This window comes from Criblamydia sequanensis CRIB-18, from assembly GCF_000750955.1.
In the GTDB taxonomy this organism is placed as follows: Bacteria; Chlamydiota; Chlamydiia; order Chlamydiales; family Criblamydiaceae; genus Criblamydia; species Criblamydia sequanensis.
In genome coordinates, this window is the sequence record NZ_CCEJ010000001.1 from 397749 (window position 1) to 413629 (window position 15881).

Annotated in this window: 14 protein-coding genes; 4 read left to right on the plus strand and 10 right to left on the minus strand. The window is 37.2% G+C overall.

The genetic code is table 11. The features are described from left to right. Positions 1-129: 129 nt before the first annotated feature. From CSEC_RS01640 to CSEC_RS01650, 3 genes are read left to right on the plus strand one after another with little or no spacing between them, the layout of a single operon-like run. The gene (locus tag CSEC_RS01640; protein ID WP_041016649.1) at positions 130-813 is read left to right on the plus strand and encodes a sterol desaturase family protein; all 684 of its coding nucleotides are present in this window, start codon (positions 130-132) and stop codon (positions 811-813) included. Further along, on the plus strand, positions 797-1321 hold the full coding sequence (locus CSEC_RS01645; protein ID WP_041016650.1) for a hypothetical protein: 525 nt from the start codon (positions 797-799) through the stop codon (positions 1319-1321). The genes CSEC_RS01640 and CSEC_RS01645 overlap by 17 nt, the downstream gene beginning before the upstream one ends. After that, positions 1311-2231 (plus strand): hypothetical protein, encoded by a 921-nt coding sequence (locus CSEC_RS01650; RefSeq protein ID WP_041016651.1) that lies wholly within the window; start codon positions 1311-1313, stop codon positions 2229-2231. The genes CSEC_RS01645 and CSEC_RS01650 overlap by 11 nt, the downstream gene beginning before the upstream one ends. On the opposite strand, the gene CSEC_RS01655 is transcribed toward CSEC_RS01650, so the two are convergent. Further along, complete coding sequence (locus CSEC_RS01655; protein ID WP_154017596.1) at positions 2130-2888, minus strand: hypothetical protein; 759 nt, start codon at positions 2886-2888, stop codon at positions 2130-2132. The two genes, CSEC_RS01650 and CSEC_RS01655, sit on opposite strands and share 102 nt — an antisense overlap. Positions 2889-2954: 66 nt before the next feature. On the opposite strand from CSEC_RS01655, the gene mgtE reads away from it, so the two are divergent. Beyond that, positions 2955-4328, plus strand: a complete 1374-nt coding sequence (mgtE, locus tag CSEC_RS01660) for a magnesium transporter (protein ID WP_041016653.1) — start codon at positions 2955-2957, stop codon at positions 4326-4328. 39 nt (positions 4329-4367) lie between these two features. On the opposite strand, the gene CSEC_RS01665 is transcribed toward mgtE, so the two are convergent. The 9 genes from CSEC_RS01665 to CSEC_RS01705 all read right to left on the minus strand — a co-directional run bounded on the left by CSEC_RS01665 (position 4368) and on the right by CSEC_RS01705 (position 15757). Beyond that, on the minus strand, positions 4368-4748 hold the full coding sequence (locus CSEC_RS01665) for a response regulator (protein ID WP_041016654.1): 381 nt from the start codon (positions 4746-4748) through the stop codon (positions 4368-4370). Between the two features lie 75 nt (positions 4749-4823). Continuing rightward, complete coding sequence (locus CSEC_RS01670) at positions 4824-6842, minus strand: MHYT domain-containing protein (RefSeq protein WP_041016655.1); 2019 nt, start codon at positions 6840-6842, stop codon at positions 4824-4826. Between the two features lie 14 nt (positions 6843-6856). Continuing rightward, positions 6857-8155, minus strand: coding sequence for a hybrid sensor histidine kinase/response regulator (locus CSEC_RS12500; protein WP_079977933.1), 1299 nt, complete (start codon positions 8153-8155; stop codon positions 6857-6859). Continuing rightward, on the minus strand, positions 8152-9216 hold the full coding sequence (locus CSEC_RS01680; RefSeq protein WP_053331674.1) for a chemotaxis protein CheB: 1065 nt from the start codon (positions 9214-9216) through the stop codon (positions 8152-8154). Before CSEC_RS01680 ends, CSEC_RS12500 begins: the two co-directional genes overlap by 4 nt. Before the next feature lie 15 nt (positions 9217-9231). Next, positions 9232-11046: a HAMP domain-containing methyl-accepting chemotaxis protein gene (locus tag CSEC_RS12505; RefSeq protein ID WP_053331675.1), complete on the minus strand. Its 1815-nt coding sequence runs from the start codon at positions 11044-11046 to the stop codon at positions 9232-9234. Between the two features lie 60 nt (positions 11047-11106). Then, positions 11107-13323, minus strand: coding sequence for a hybrid sensor histidine kinase/response regulator (locus tag CSEC_RS01690; RefSeq protein ID WP_041016656.1), 2217 nt, complete (start codon positions 13321-13323; stop codon positions 11107-11109). Beyond that, complete coding sequence (locus tag CSEC_RS01695; protein ID WP_041016657.1) at positions 13324-13851, minus strand: chemotaxis protein CheW; 528 nt, start codon at positions 13849-13851, stop codon at positions 13324-13326. A gap of 14 nt (positions 13852-13865) precedes the next feature. Beyond that, positions 13866-15341: a CheR family methyltransferase gene (locus tag CSEC_RS01700; protein WP_041016658.1), complete on the minus strand. Its 1476-nt coding sequence runs from the start codon at positions 15339-15341 to the stop codon at positions 13866-13868. Then, a complete protein-coding gene (locus CSEC_RS01705; RefSeq protein WP_041016659.1) occupies positions 15338-15757 on the minus strand; it encodes a chemotaxis protein CheW in 420 nt (139 codons plus the stop codon). Before CSEC_RS01705 ends, CSEC_RS01700 begins: the two co-directional genes overlap by 4 nt. Positions 15758-15881: the final 124 nt, after the last annotated feature.

Below are 15881 nucleotides of genomic sequence, written 5' to 3' on the forward strand. Positions count from 1 at the left end.
TATTTGATAAAGGCTTCTTGTTGAGTAAGTTGACTTGTTAGGATTTATTATATATAATTAACAAACCTTAAAAAATAATGTTTTTTAATTATGATAATTTGTGCATTTGTTTTCATAGTTGCTGTTTTTATGATCATCTATGAAACAAAGATTCCGGGAAGAAATTGGCCCATAGTAAGACATTGGTGGCAGAGAGCTTGTCTGCTTAATGGATTTCAAGTAGGGGTTGTTTATTTAGCCGGCCTTACATGGGATCGATTTTTTTTAAAGTGGCATCATGGTTTTCTCTCTCATTTGAGTCCTTTTTTTGGCGGGATGTTAGGCTACCTTGTCATCACTTTTATCTTTTATTGGTGGCACAGGTGGCGCCATAAAAGCGATTTTCTATGGCGATTTTTCCATCAGCTTCACCATAGCCCGAGCCGGCTTGAAATTGCGACTGCCTTTTACAAACACCCTTTTGAGCTACTTGCCGATAGTTTTATTTGCAGTTTGATCCTTTACCCCATGCTTGGGCTCAGCCGGGAGGCTGCGGCAAATGCTGTTTTATTATCGGGACTTGCAGAGCTTTTTTATCACTGGAATATTAAGACTCCTTATTGGCTCGGGTTTATCTTTCAAAGACCGGAAAGCCATTGCATTCATCATCAAGACGGCGTTCATTCTTACAACTACTCTGATTTGCCCTTGTGGGACATGCTCTTTGGAACTTTTAAAAATCCAAAGAGTTGGGATGGAAAATGCGGGCTTGGAGAAGAACAAGAAAATCGCTTTATGGATATGCTTAAAGGAATCGATGTTTCTAAAGAATAAATTAATAGCCCCAAAAAGTAGAAAAGGGGTCGCCCTTTTCCTGATGGCCTTAAGCCTTTTGCAAATGTCAGGGGATATTTTTAACATTCCTGTCTTAAAAGCCATTGGGGCTTCTTTTGGGGCATCTCCGGCTCCTAAAGTTTTTTCTTCTATAGATAGCCTTGAAACTTTTTCTTCAGAATTTTACTTGACCTGGCAAGATAAACAAGGCCTTTGGCAAAAGCAAAAGCTAACCCCTGAGCTTGCCAAAAAATTTAAGGGACCTTATAACAGACGCAATGTCTATGGCGCTATTTTATCTTACGGTCCGGTGTTTTCTAAAAATGCCATTCTTACTCCCGCCTACGAAGCCATCTTGTCATATGCTGTCAGCGAGAAAGGTTCTTTTTTTAAAGAGCTTGGGATAGATCAAAATACTATCGGCTCAGACCTTTATATTGAGGTGGTTCCAAGAAGCGAAACATCAGGATTAAATTTAATCAAAGAAGTTAAGATCGATGGAAAATAAATGGACCTATAACTATTACCTTTTTTTTCGCGCTTCTTTCGGTCTTTATATTTTCATTCATTTTTTAGAGCTTCTGCCCTTTACAAAAGAGCTTTTTTCAAATCAAGGCATGCTTCCAAATGCTTCTTTAAGCCCTCTTTTCTTTTTATTCCCGAATATCCTATGGATAAATGATTCACCGGAAACCGTAATTCTTTTGACTCTTTTAGGCGTGTTTGGAAGTGTTTGTCTTTTTTTCGGAAAAGGGGATAGGTTTGCATCACTTATCCTCTGGTATATCTTAACTTGCTTTTTTGATCGGAATCCCTTTATCTCAAATCCAAGCCTTCCTTATGTAGGGTGGCTTTTACTTGGCTTTGCCGCTATTCCAAGAGTTAAAGAAAAAAAAGATTGGAGGATGCCTAATTTCCTTTTTTTGGCAGGTTGGGTTGCCATGTCGGTCGGGTATTCCTATAGCGGTTATATGAAGCTTGGTTCGCCTTCTTGGATGGATGGTAGCGCAATCGAACTTATTTTAAAAAACCCGCTTGTGCGTCTTACGAAATTTAGAGATATTTTGTTAATGATGCCCAAGTTCTTTTTGATGTCGTTTACTTATAGCGCGCTGCTTTTGGAACTCTTATTCGCCCTTTTAGCGTTATTTAAGAAAATAAGGCCTTGGATATGGCTGGCTCTTTTTTTAATGCACCTATCGCTTCTTTTGTTGCTTGACTTCGCCGATTTAACATTCGGTATGATTCTGCTTCATTTGTTTACATTCGATCCCGGATTTTTAAAAGTCTATCGCCTCCTATTTTTTAGCTTGAAATCACGGTTTAAAAACCTCAAAGCTAATGTCTATTTGCACCGACCACTTCCACTTTCCGTTAAAATGGGTGTCATTAAAGAAGACGGGTCCCCAAGCAATTGAGATCAGGGGAGTAAAAAAGTAATAGATGCCAAGGCTTCCTCCTCCGATGCTATTTTTTCCTGATGCATAATCACAATTGAGTTGCCATTTAAAATAAGGGGTTTTGCCGCAGTAAAGGGCCTCACAAAATGACCTGCTATAGCCAATCATGAATCCTTGACGGTTTTTGCCCATGGCTCGACTGCCCGAAAAAGCCCCTAAAAATAGCCTTCCTCCTCCAATCCAATCCGGCAAAGTTTTTCCTATAATCCAGTCGACAATATTTTGATTGGTCCGATCTTTTGTCCGAGTTCTTGTTCCGACATTAAAAATTCCGACACTTGCAGAAGGGGCATTTTGAAATAAGATGTTTTCTTTTACACCTATTTTTGCATTCAAAGTTAGCGGATCATCGGAGCCTCCGTAATAATCAAAGCCGGCTTCCATGCTAAGATCAGAAATTGTAAAAAGACCAAGCTCCAAACCTACATCAGGGGCAAAATAAGATCCCTCTCCCCGTCGATTAAAAACGGTAAAGTAATTATCGACATCTGTGTGGCCGATGCCTGTTTCATAGACATCGGTTGTGCATACCGTCCAAAAAAGAGAAGAGGGGGTAGCTTCTAAAGAAAAATGAGCGGTTAGGAAAAAAAGAACTAGGAATAGCGGATTCTTCATGGTAAATGTTTTTTTATCATACATGAGTGGTTTAGTGTATTTTGCCATTAAAAGAAAGGCTTTCCGATGAATGATTCTTCCTCTACAGTCTCCTCGCTCATCCATAGAAAGGATGTTCAGTCGTTAAAAGAAGTGTTAAGCACTTTCTCGGGATTTGAAGTGGCAGAGTTATTAGCTAATAAAACAGAAGAAAACCAAGTTTTCATCTTTAGTTTATTAGAGCCCCATCTTGCCGCAGAAACTTTTGAGTACCTGTCTTTAAAAACACAAAAAATGATTTTAGACTCTCTGCCCTCTCCTCTTCTTGCAAGCATGCTTACTGAAATGTCACCCGACGATAGAACCGCTTTACTTGAAGATTTGCCAAGAACGACAGTCGATGAATACATCAAGCTGCTTCCGAATAAGGAAAGAACCCTCGCTTTAACTTTGCTTGGCTATCCGGAAGAGAGTGTCGGCCGTTTGATGACAACTGATTATATCGCTGTCAAGATGACTTGGACAATTGAAAGGGTGCTCGAGCAAATACGAGAGTATGGCCATTATAGTGAAGCGGTTAACGTCCTTTATGCCATTGATGAAAAAGATGCTTTGATCGGCGAAATACAAATACAAGAGTTATTTTTTGCCCCTAAAGGGTCTAATGTCTCTCAAATTGTCGATTATAAATTTATTGCTTTGCAAGATATGGATAAAGCTCAAGAAGCGATCGACTTATTTAAATTGCATGATCGGGTCGCTCTTCCGGTTGTAGATGAAGAAGGTATTCTTCTTGGGATTGTGACAATAGATGATATTTTAAGGCTTTCTTCACAAAAAAACACGGAAACTTTGCAAAAAGTCGGGGGGTCGGAGGCACTTGATGAACCCTATATGGAAACTCCTTTTTTTGAGCTCATAAAAAAAAGAGCGAGATGGCTTGTTCTTTTATTCGCAGGTGAAATGTTAACCGCTTCCGCTATGGCTTTTTTTGAAGCAGAAATTGCGCAAGCAGTCGTTTTAGCTCTATTTCTCCCTCTTATTATTTCAAGCGGAGGAAATGCCGGCTCTCAGTCTTCTACCTTGATTATTCGGGCCATGGCTTTAGATGAAATAAAGACAGCCGATTGGTGGAAAGTCATGAAAAGAGAAGCATCAACCGGCCTATTTCTTGGTTTTATTCTTGGGGTCATTGGTTTTTTTAGAGTAGCTATTTGGGGAACGGCAAGCTCAATTTATGGGGAGCATTGGTTTCTAATTGCTGCCACTTTATTTTTTTCCCTCATTGGCGTAGTTTTTTGGGGATCTTTTACAGGCTCTATGCTTCCTTTAATCTTAAAAAAATTGAATGCCGATCCGGCAACTTCATCAGCACCGCTTGTGGCAACTCTTGTGGATGTGACAGGAATTGTCATTTATTTTCTAATAGCTATGTTTTTTTTAAGAGGATCGCTTCTTTAAACCGCTGAGCGGAACGAAAAATATCGGGTAAAATCTCTTTTATTTATTATGAAGGATTTTCTTTAGCTTTTTTTCAAGCATGTCAAGATCGATTGGTTTACTGATATGATCATCCATCCCGAACTCAAGACATTTTTGGCGATCGCTTGCAAGAGCGCTAGCTGTAAGAGCAATAATTGGAATTCTTGATTTTTGCCCTTCAAGAGCCCGGATTTCCATTGAGACTTGAAACCCGTCTTTTTTTGGCATGTGAAGATCTAAAATAATTAAATCATATTTATTGTTCTTCCATTTTTCTAATGCCTCTTCTCCATCGTTTGCGATATCCACCTCATATTGTAAGGTTTCAAAAATATCTTTCATCAATTCCTGATTGTCATAATTGTCTTCTGCGAGAAGAATGGTTTTTTTTTCGGTCATGTCTTAAAGCTCTTTTCAATAATGGGGTTAAGTTGCAAAACAAACTTATTCTTTTCAAGAAATATAAATTAGAATCTATTTTTGGGTTTCAGGTTCTTTATCCATTAAAAATGGAATTTCGAACCAGAAGGTCGAACCTTTCCCAAAACTGCTTTCAAAATTAATTGTTCCGCCTAATAGTTCTGCAATTTCTTTGCATATGGCAAGGCCAAGCCCAGCTCCTCCAAACCGTCTTGTTGAAGAAGTGTCCGCTTGAGAGAATTTTTTAAAAATACTTTTAAAATCCTTCCGCTCAATGCCGATGCCTGTATCTTCAATAGTAAGGCGAACCAGAATTTGAGAATCATTAATCGGTTTTGAAGAAGAGTGAATTTTAATATAGCCCTTCTCTGTAAATTTAATGGCATTACTGATTAAATTAATGAGAAGCTGTTTAATTCTAAGAGGATCGCTGATGATATTAGCTTCTTTTTCATCCATTAATTCTACAATTATTTTTAAATTTTTTTCTTCAGCCCTTTCTTCAAAGCTTTCAATCACTTCTTTTACAAGGCTTGTAAAATTACAAGGAATGGTTTCAAGGCTTACCTCACCCGATTCAATTTTTGAAAAATCTAAAATATCTGTAATTAACTTAAGAAGGATTTGTGAAGAAAGATAAATGCGATTGGCATATTTTTTTTCTTTTATGCCAAGCTCGGATCTTGATAGCAACTCGGCTGTTCCGATAATAACATTAAGAGGCGTTCTTATTTCATGGCTCATGTTTGCAAGAAAATTAGATTTAGCAACATTTGCAGCTTCGGCTCTATTTCTTGCATCTTCTAATTCAGTTAAGCTATTCATAAGTTTTAAATTGATTTCTTCCAATTTGAGCTTGGCAGATTTTCGCTCAGAAATATCCCTTATCACCATAATATAAGAATTTCCTTGCGAGAGTTTTAATTTTGAAAACGCTAGCTCGCAGTAAAATAAATCTCCATTTTTTTTTATTCCAATAAGTTCAATAGGTGATTTTTCACTGGCAATAACACCTGTAAAAAATGTTTCTGCAGAAATATTTGAAAGAGCAATCACATCAGAAATAGATTTACCTAGAATTTCATCGCGCTCATACCCAAAAATGTTATTTGCGGCGATATTGGCCATTTCAATTTTTTTATCTTCATTAAATGAAATAATGCCATCGGCTGCAGCGGTTAGGATAGCGCTTGTTTTTCTCTCTTTGTCTAAAAGATAATTGGCGTACTTATTTAACTTTTCATTCGCTTCTGAGAGCTCTTTTTCTTTTTCTAATAAATTTTCGTTTTTTCTCTGCAAGGTCAGGACAAATTTTTGTCTATTTGTAGAAAGAACATAAAAAATCAGCATAATAAGAAAGGTAGTTGCTCCAATAAAAAGAGGGTGCATCCCCAATGGATTTGAAATGACAGGAGCTTCATGCATAGAAACAAGCGGTGTCATTACAGAGGCGAACATCCCGACATAGTGCATCCCGCAAATGGCAGCGCCCATGAGGAGCGCGCTAAAAAAGTTAAAGCGGGAAAGAGCCGGATTAGCGTAGGCCTTAATTAAAAGCCAAATAGCTGCAAGGGAGGCTAAGATTGCAATTGCAATCGAAATGAAGAATAGAGAAGGTATATAGCTAATATGGATATGCTCCATAGCTGCCATTCCTACATAATGCATGGAAGCAATTCCAAGACCCATTAAACATGCGCTAATAAAGATTGAGACATTAGTTAATGCAAAAGTTCTTGTGACTTTAAATAGTGCAAATCCGGAGGCTAAAACTGCTATAACAAGAGAAAAAAAAGTGAGAAAAGGGTCATAGGTCATGACCATAGGAGTTTTAAAAGCCTCCATGCCTATAAAGTGCATCGTCCAAATGCCAAGCCCCATGGCGAGAGAGCCTCCGATTAGCCAAAAAGCGTAATTCCATTTATTGGCAAGCGTGTTTCTTAAATTCCAGGCGATATCTAGGGCTACATAGGATGCAAAAACTGCTACCACATAAGAGACAATCACAAGCTTTAGATCGAAATAGCCTTTGATTTGATCGGCAGGCAAGTCTTGTAATTGAAAAAAGTCCATGTAACCCGCTTGTTTTATTTTGTATTGGGAATCGAGGCAAAAAAGGTGGTGCCTTCTCCGGAATCACTTTTAAACCAAATTTTTCCTTTATGTTCTTCTATAATTTTTTGGACAATCGCAAGCCCAAGCCCGGTTCCTTTTTCCCCATGAGTTCCTTGGGCATGGGATTTGGCAAAAGGCTGAAAAAGCTGCTCTTTCATTTCAGGGGAAATCCCAACTCCTGAATCTTTTACCGAAAGAAGAATGTCGTTATCTTTTGATTCTAAAGAAATTTCTACGATGCCATTTTCATTTGAAAATTTAATGGCGTTACTTATGAGATTATTTAAAATTTGAGACATTTTATTGGCATCGCAATGGACAATGAGCCCACTATTTTTACAATTAAAAATAAGTTTTACGTTCTTTTTTTTCGCGCCGGATTGATGAAGGATGATGCTTTCTTGAATCAAATCCGCCATTTTTACATCAGATTTATGCAAGGATACCGTACCTGATTCTATGACAGAGATATCTAACATATCATTGATTAGACGAAGCATAAAGGAACTGGAAGATTGGATTCTTTCTAATATCCTTAGCGAATCCTTATCTACTTTGTCACTCAGCCTGGTTAATAGTAAATCACTATAGCCCTTGATAACGGTAAGAGGGTTTCTTAAATCGTGAGCTGCCATGCCGATAAACTGATTTTTTTGGATATTTAAATCGTTAAGCTCATCATTTTTTTTCTCTAGTTCTTCGTGGATTAAGTTTAAATTGCGGTAAGCTTTCTCAAGCTCGTTATTTTTTTGGACCGCATTAGAATAAGTGGACAATAAAAGATCCATAATTTGGACTTGATTGACCTGAAGAAAGTGACGCTGGCCGCTGAAATAAAAGGAGGTTTTTTTTTCCTGCTCCGATGTTCTATGCAATTTTCTGTTTTCTAAAACATCATGAATGGTGGATAAAAGGAAATTAATCTCAAAAGGTTTTGTCAAAAAACTGTCTGCGCCGCACTCAATGCCTTTTATGACGTCCATAGAATTAGTGAGATTAGTAAGCAAAATTACAGGTATGGCTTTCAAGCTTTCATCACTTTTAATGTGTTTACAAACATCATAACCATTCAGCCGGGGCATTTCGATGTCGCTAATCACAATATCAGGCAAGCTTTTTTGCAATTCTTGAAGAGCTTCATAACCGTCTTTTGCGATATGGGCTTTTAGATGGTGCCTTTCTAACGCTTCTTTTAAAAGAATGGCTTGAGTTGGGCTATCTTCAACAATTAAAACGTTCATATTCGAAAATAAATCCTCATTCATATTCATAATTCCCTTGAAAGAGCATTTTTTGATCTTTCTAATAAATACTTTATTTTCCTGCCAATCGAGTTTAAGGGGAGCACTTCTGTAACGGCCTTAAGAAAGATGGCTTCTTGAGCCATACCAAAAAGGATAGAACTTTCTTCATCTTGAGCAATTGTATAAGCGCCCTTTTTTTTCATTTCCAATAGCCCTTTTGCTCCATCATCGCCCATTCCGGTTAAAATAACTCCAATTGATTTTTCTCCGTAACAGCTAGCCATTGAATAAAATAGCTTATTTACCGAAGGCTTAGGGCCTTTATGGTTAGAAAACTCAGTTGTAATAATGCCATTTTTAATAAGTTCTATATCAAAATGGTCTCCCGGAATGTAGACAACTCCAGGTTTTGCTTTTTCTAAATTCCTTGGGATGACGATCGGTAAACTTAAATTGGATTTTAACCATTGAATAAAACCCTCGGTAAATCCGGAAGAGATATGTTGAACCACAAAAATCGGGACCGGGCACTCTGTTAGCTCGGACAAAATCGAGGCAATCGCCGGAGGGCCTCCAAGCGAGGCGCCTATCGCTATCGCCTCTATTGCGAGATCTTTTTTAGGAAGTTTTTTTAAAAGGTCATCATCTTGAAGTTGATTTTGGGTGTTAAAACGTCGTTTGATTAATTTTATCCCGGCAACCATTTTTATAGTTTGAACAATCAGATCCGCTTTTTCCGTATAAGAAGAATCTTTAAGGCTCACCGGTTTTTCTAAAATGGCAAGAGCTCCCGCTGACATTGCTTTAAAACTTAATTCAACGTGTTTTTCTGAATAAGCAGAACTTATGATGATTATCGGGATTGGCTTATTTTTCATGATTTGCCGGGTCACTTCAAACCCATCCTGTCCCGGCATATGAATATCCATTGTGATGACATCACAAAAATTAGTTTGAAGCCATGCTAGTGCCTCTTCGCCATTTTTTGCGGCATAAGCAACTTTTAGGTCCGGATCAGATTCAATAACGTGAATCAGTAATTGAGTGGAGGTTTTTGAATCTTCAACAATTAATACATTTAACACCATGCATGCCAACAAAATCTAAAGTGATTCATTTTCATATTTTTTTTTAACTTTTCCAAGTTTAGAATTTTTAGGCGTAGCCGCTTCTAGTTTGTATTGATCTACAATATCTTTTAGAGATTTGCCAATATCGTTTAATGAAAAGGCGGAATCCTCGATTTGCTTCATGTGTCGCACATGCCCTTTAGAAGCATCATTAATATTATTAATAGCTACCGCTACTTGATCAATTCCGATAAATTGCTGTCCCGATGAGATATCGATTTGTTTAGCCGCTTGAGCCACTTCTTCCATGCTCTTTTTTAAAACTTCCATGGATTGGCTTGTTATCAAAGCCTGGCTTAAACCTTTATCTACAGCTTTTGACCCTTGTTCTGTTGCAAGAACCGCATGACTTGTCGAATTTTGAATATCATTTAAGATGGTTTTTATTTGAATCGTCGCATTTTTAGATTGCTCAGCAAGCATTCTGATTTCTTGGGCAACTACATTAAAGCTTTTTCCTTGTTCGCCGGCTTTAGCAGCTTCTATCGCCGCATTAACCGCAAGCAGGTTGGATTGTTCGGCAATATCATTGACTGTGTCATTAATCTGGCCAATCACTTGATTATGTTCGCTAAGCCTGATAATTCCATCAGAGATGCTTTTCATTTTTTCATTGATTTGATGCATGTCTAAAATGGTACTTTGCAAAAGGGCATCGCTTGTATTAACCGTATCAAGAGTACCTTCTACGTTAACAAGAACATCTTTTGCTTTTTCTGCCGATAGTTGGGCGGTTTGTCTTAATTCTTCCATGGTAGTGGTCGTTTCTGTTACAGCTGCAGCCGTTTCCGCAGTTCCGGCAGAGGCTTGTGACACCGATGCTAAAATTTCTTCGCTGGAGGAAGAAAGAGCTGAAACTTCAGTCTGTATATTTCCTACAATTTTTCTTAAATTATCTTTCATGAAGTTCAGGGCTTTACCAAGCGTATCGTCTTTAGAGCGAATTTCAGTTTCTACATCAAGATTGCCTTGCGAGACGTTTTCTAAAGTTTCTGCCATTTTTTTACTGGAGATCACCATTTTTTGAATGGCCTTCATTAAAGAGCCGATTTCATTTTTAGAAAAATCTTGCAATTCTAAAGAAGTATTGCCTGCGGCCAATTTATTGATTTCATGGACGGCAGCTTTGAGAGGAGTAGATATGCTTTTTGCTATATAAAATCCTAAAATGGAAGCTAACAAAAGAGAGATAAGGAATACAAATAAAATGATGTTTTTTTCAGATTGGATGTTTTTATTGGCAATGACATAGTCGCTGCTTGTTTCTTTTAAATGCTCATCCAATAAAAAAGAAAGTTGTTGATCCAGATTTAAGTAATAAGGGTAAAGATCTTTTGTGTAATAAGCGGATAATTCTTCTTTGCTGCCTTTTTTTGTAATTTCTTGAATATTCGCTAATAAATTTTTATTTTCTTTAAATAGAATATTGATTTTATCAATGGTGGGGCTATCTTTCATGGGATCATTTTCTTTTTTTAGATTGGAAAGATAGGTTTCCCATAAATCGGAAATCCTTATGTCTGCTTTTTTGATTTTTTCAAGAGCCTCGGCGGATGTTATTTTTCCTTCTTCAAGCTGTTTTGCGGCGTCAAGGATATTATATCGAAATTCATCCTTCATATCGGAAATAAAATTGGAATCTTTAATGCCGCCGCGATACATCCTTGCGATTTCATTTTCCGTTGTCGCAAACCCCAAATACGCAATCGCGATATTAATTAGGATCGTGAGGATCATAATGCCGGCTAAAAGATAAAGTCGCGTTGTAATCGTTAAGTTATTAAACACGAAAATGACACCTGTTTTAAAAGATGAGAATACCTTTCGTGTAATGAAAAAATTAGAATTTTACAAGAATTTACGCAAGGTGGATAGAAGCAGTTCCTGTGAAAAGGAGCTCTTATCTAAATAAGCATTAGCCCCAAGATCAATCCCTCTTTCCTTATCCTCTTTCGAACCCTTTGAAGTACAAAGAATCACAGGCAAGTGTTTGAAAGCCTCTATTCTTCTCAGTATTTCTGTCAAAGTAAACCCGTCCATCACAGGCATTTCAACATCGGTTAGTAATAAGTCGATTTCATTTGTTTTTAAACGCTCAAACGCCTCAGATCCATTTACCGCAGTAATCACCTTATAACCAGAGGCTTCCAATGTATTTTTTAAAAGAAGCCTTGTGGTAATCGAATCCTCTGCAAGCAGGATCGTTTTAGGAGCTGCCAAGTCATTTGGGTCTTGTTGAAAGAGAGAGCTTGCATTGGTTTTACTAGCTGATTGAATAAGATCTAGAGGATTAAGAATGGGCACTATAGTACCGTTTTCAAAAATCGTCGCGGCCATAATATTTTTAATTCTTTTACAAGGGTTGCTTAAAGGTTTCACAAGAACTTCTTCTTCTCCAAAAATGCCATCGACACCGAGTACAATGACTTTATCAAAAGCATTTAATATCAAACCATAAATAAGCTCTGTCCCTTTCTTTTTATCTTCTTCTACATTAAGAAGTTGAGATAAATGAACATAAGATAGGGGTGTTTCATCGACTATTAGGGTTTCGCAATTTTCAGCCTTTCTAAAGTCTTGGTACTTTAGACGTAAGACTCTTTTAACATTATGGGTCGGAACAATATAGGAACGGTTTGAAACCGTGATATGAATTCCTCTAAAAGTGGCAAGAGTTAAGGGAAGAGTGATGATCAAAGTTGTCCCTTTTGATAAATGGGTGTCGATATCGAGATGGCCCCCTAATTTGTCAATTTTTTCCAAAACAATTTTTAATCCAAGCCCGCGGCCTGATAGGTCTGTTACTTTTTCGCTTGTTGAAAGTCCGGACTCAAAAACTAAAGCTAAAGCATCTTTTGGAGACAAGCTATTCGCTTCTTCAAGGGAAATAATGTTTAGATCGAGTGCTGCTTTCTTTAGTTTTTCAATATTTATTCCGACCCCATCATCTGAGATCTTAAGCTCTACCTTATTGCCTTCCCTCTCAGAGGCGATGATCTGAATCGTTCCGAAAGAAGGTTTGCCTTCCGCTTTACGAGCTTCCGGCAATTCAATGCCATGATCAATAGCATTACGAATGATATGGATAATAGGGTCTTTAATTTCATCTAAGATACGTCTATCGATTTCAATTTCATTATCCCGGCATTCAAGACGAATTTCTTTTCCAAGCTGACTTGCAATGTCTCTTACCATGCGAGGTATGGGATCAAAAACAGTGCTAATAGGCTGCATAAGGATCTTTTTCAAGTCATCCAAATGGGTGTCGATCATGGCGCTTGCAAAATGGTCATTGTACTGGGAATTTTGGATGAGATTCTTAATTTTATTTTGGCATTGTCTGATTTTTTCAAAATATTTCTCCAAGAGAGGAAGGATTTTAAGAGTCTCATCATCTTTTGAGTGTGAAAGCCCTTGAATGATAGAAGCAATTTCCTCTTCACTTTTAGAAAGACTTGAAGAGAGTTGTTTAAAATCTATAAGCTGTTGACCCGAAATCAATTTTAGAATCAAGAGTTCTTCCCCCTCCTGAAAGAGACGATCCAGTTTTGAGATGGAGATGCGGATGGTTTTTTCTTCCGCTTTTGAAGTCTTTAGAGAAGTTATGGGGGAAACTAAAGGAGCTTTATCTTGACTTATCGAGCTTGACTTTCTTTCAAAACTAATGGTTTTATTTTCAGAAAGGGATTCTAAATTTTTAATAAGGCTTTTGGAATCCGAAGGGTCAGTATTTTGATTTAAGACTTTTTGTATGCAATCGAGGGTATCATAAAGGACATCGAATAAAGTTTTGCTTTGGTCAATTTTTTTTTGTTTCCATGCCGAAAGGACATTTTCTAAAGATTGACAAATTTCTGTAATGCTATGTAAGTCGACCGATCTGGCAGCGCCTTTTAGGCTATGGGCTTCTCTAAAAATATGCTCTATAAGGGAATCTCTTTCATTTGGCTTTAAGTCAGACTCAAGCTTTAAAAGACCATCTGAAATAGCTTTTAAGTGATCGCTTGCTTCTTCTTGAAAAATTGAAAGCAGTCGTTCTTGAAATTCTTTATCCTTTACATCCATTTAAGTCTCCACAAACTCATCGACAATCATGTGTTTGCTATTAAGAAGCTTGCTTCCATCGAGAAGCGTGAGATCTTTTGTGATACCTTTCAAAAACTCTTCCTTAATCCCATGCAAGGTAGGCAATGACACTTGCAACTCCTTTAAAAGAATTTTTCTTATCCCCAGAACCTCATTGCAATAGAGGGCAAACTCTTTTTCGTGATCTCTGATTAAAATCGCTTTTGGATGGCCGGTTACTTTTTTGGTTAAAGAAAAAAAAATCCTTAAATCAATGATAGAAATGATTCTTCTTCTTAAATTGGAAAGCCCCATAATAAAAGGAGGGGCTGTAGGGAGAGGTGTAATTGTTTTCAAAGGGAAAACTTCTTTGGCATATTTTGTTTCTATCCCGTAAAGCTCATCTGATAGATTAAAGGTAAGAACTTCCAAACTCTCATCTATGTCAAGCCTTTCTTTTGGTTTGGCAAGCTCTTTTGCTCTTTTCTTAAGTAAGGTTTTTAAAGTAACCGTAGAGTCGGTTTCCATAGTTCTCTGATTCCTTATTTCAGGGCTAAAATAAGCTCTTTAAGCTGCCCCACTGATAAATCTTCTGTTCCTTCTACAAGCTGGTCTTCGGGGAGTTTTTCAAGAAGTTCGAATGCAGCTTTTTTATGTCTTAAAAATCCTTTTTCGTCCCCTTCTCTTTTTTTAAGAATTCCAAGCGTGTAGTGAGCCATAATGAAATTAGAATCTAAAAAAAGAGTATGGGTTAGAGATTTGATTGCTTTTTTAGAATCACCCTTTGCCATCTGTATTTCAGAATGCAGGTAATGAAGGTGGGGGTTTAATTTTTCAAGCTGGAGGAGTTCTTCAATGAGAATTAAAGCTTTTTCAAGTTTGCCTTGGTTGGCATAGGCTTGTATCAATAAATGTATTTCTTGAAAATGTTCTTTATGAAGCGGCTTTTTCTTTTCCAAAGCGAGATGTGAAGAAAGTTTTTCAATAACCGATGCAAATTGTTTTTTTAAGAATAATTGACGGCATTCCTCATATAGATCGTTTACAGCAAGAAGTTCTACGGCTTCTTCAAGATTTGGTTTAATCGGAGGAATCGAACGAGTGATTATTTTAGAAGCGGTGCCATTTTGGACTTTTTCTTTCTCTGTTTCTTTTTCCTTCACTATCTCTTCCGATTTTCGAAAAAAGGAAGCTCCTTTAAAATTATAGATCTTTAAATGATCATGATAGATGTAGGGCATTTCAATTGCTGAGACACTTAGCCAGCCTTCTTCATTTAATGACTCATAAAAGTGATTGACGGTTTTACTAATTTGCGGTTTTGTAAAATACATTAATACATTGTGGCAAACGATCAAATCGATGTTTTGAAAAGACCTGCTTGAAAAATCGGCTAGATTGAAAAAAGAAAAGAGAACCTTATCACGAATCTTGGGCAATAGAGAGAAGCTTCCCTCTTCATTCTCTATAAAGTATTGAGCTTTAATATCCTCAGAAATAGCTCGAAAAGACCACTTTTTAAAGTTTCCTTTTTTTGCTTTTTTTAAAAATTCTTCATTAATGTCCGTTCCAAAGATCTCAACTTTCCAGTCTCTAAGAGCCGGCATTCTTGTTAAAAGAATCGCAATGGAGTAAGGCTCTTCTCCCGTACAGCAGCCGGCCGACCAAATCCTGATAGTGCGGCTTTTGCTATTTTTCTTTATAATTTCAGGAAGTATTTGCTCTTCAAGAGCTGAAAACATCCTATGATCGCGAAAAAAGTAAGTTTCTCCAATTGTTAATTGATAGGCAATCACATCGAGTTCTTCTTTAATGAGCGGCTTTTCAAGAAACCAAAGCAACCAGGCTTTAGGATCATTAAATCCAAAGGATTCAGTTAATGATTTGATTTTTTCTTCAAGATCGCCCCATTTTTCTTTCGGAAAATGAAGACCTATTTCCTTTGAGATGAAAAAAGTAAATTTCTCTAAAAGAGAGGGAGGGAGGGATATTTTTCTTAAGGGTTTTATGTTACTCACTTTAAGACCTCTAAAGGGATTAGGTTTTCAAGGTCGTAGTGAAAGATTAATTGATCTTTTTCATGGAAAACAGATTGGCCGGCAGGTGCGTTTTTAAGATTCTGAAACTTAGTTTCTGTTAAAATTTTAGGTTTGGGTATGACAAGAAGAACGTGGTCAACCCATAAGATCATAGGCTTTTGATAGACACGGCATAAGATGAAATGATCGTTTAACTCAAGCTCTTTACGAGGGAGATTCAAAAGGATTCGAGGGTCATAAACAGAAACTGCTTCCCCATGAATGTTGATCAACCCTGCGATATAATCGGGAGATTTGGGAAAGGGGGTCATCTCGACAGCCAAAAAAATACGTTCAATATAAGAGACATCGAACGCTATTTGTTTTGAATTTAAGGTGCTTATAAGTAGAGACATCTTTTCTTCTTTGTCTTTTCTTTAGCTTCTATCGGGAAGAGTTATTTCTGACAATAGACTTCTTTAGAAACTAGATTACAAATCATCCTTATAGAGTTATTTGTAATGTACACTTTAACAGCCG

Excerpts from the sequence above, each read along its gene's own strand:
- CSEC_RS01640 (WP_041016649.1), top strand. The coding sequence starts at position 130 with ATGATCATCTATGAAACAAAGATTCCGGGAAGAAATTGGCCCATAGTA.
- CSEC_RS01645 (WP_041016650.1), top strand. The coding sequence starts at position 797 with ATGTTTCTAAAGAATAAATTAATAGCCCCAAAAAGTAGAAAAGGGGTC.
- CSEC_RS01650 (WP_041016651.1), top strand. The coding sequence starts at position 1,311 with ATGGAAAATAAATGGACCTATAACTATTACCTTTTTTTTCGCGCTTCT.
- CSEC_RS01655 (WP_154017596.1), bottom strand. The coding sequence starts at position 2,888 with ATGAAGAATCCGCTATTCCTAGTTCTTTTTTTCCTAACCGCTCATTTT.
- mgtE (WP_041016653.1), top strand. The coding sequence starts at position 2,955 with ATGAATGATTCTTCCTCTACAGTCTCCTCGCTCATCCATAGAAAGGAT.
- CSEC_RS01665 (WP_041016654.1), bottom strand. The coding sequence starts at position 4,748 with ATGACCGAAAAAAAAACCATTCTTCTCGCAGAAGACAATTATGACAAT.
- CSEC_RS01670 (WP_041016655.1), bottom strand. The coding sequence starts at position 6,842 with ATGGACTTTTTTCAATTACAAGACTTGCCTGCCGATCAAATCAAAGGC.
- CSEC_RS12500 (WP_079977933.1), bottom strand. The coding sequence starts at position 8,155 with ATGAATATGAATGAGGATTTATTTTCGAATATGAACGTTTTAATTGTT.
- CSEC_RS01680 (WP_053331674.1), bottom strand. The coding sequence starts at position 9,216 with ATGGTGTTAAATGTATTAATTGTTGAAGATTCAAAAACCTCCACTCAA.
- CSEC_RS01690 (WP_041016656.1), bottom strand. The coding sequence starts at position 13,323 with ATGGATGTAAAGGATAAAGAATTTCAAGAACGACTGCTTTCAATTTTT.
- CSEC_RS01695 (WP_041016657.1), bottom strand. The coding sequence starts at position 13,851 with ATGGAAACCGACTCTACGGTTACTTTAAAAACCTTACTTAAGAAAAGA.
- CSEC_RS01705 (WP_041016659.1), bottom strand. The coding sequence starts at position 15,757 with ATGTCTCTACTTATAAGCACCTTAAATTCAAAACAAATAGCGTTCGAT.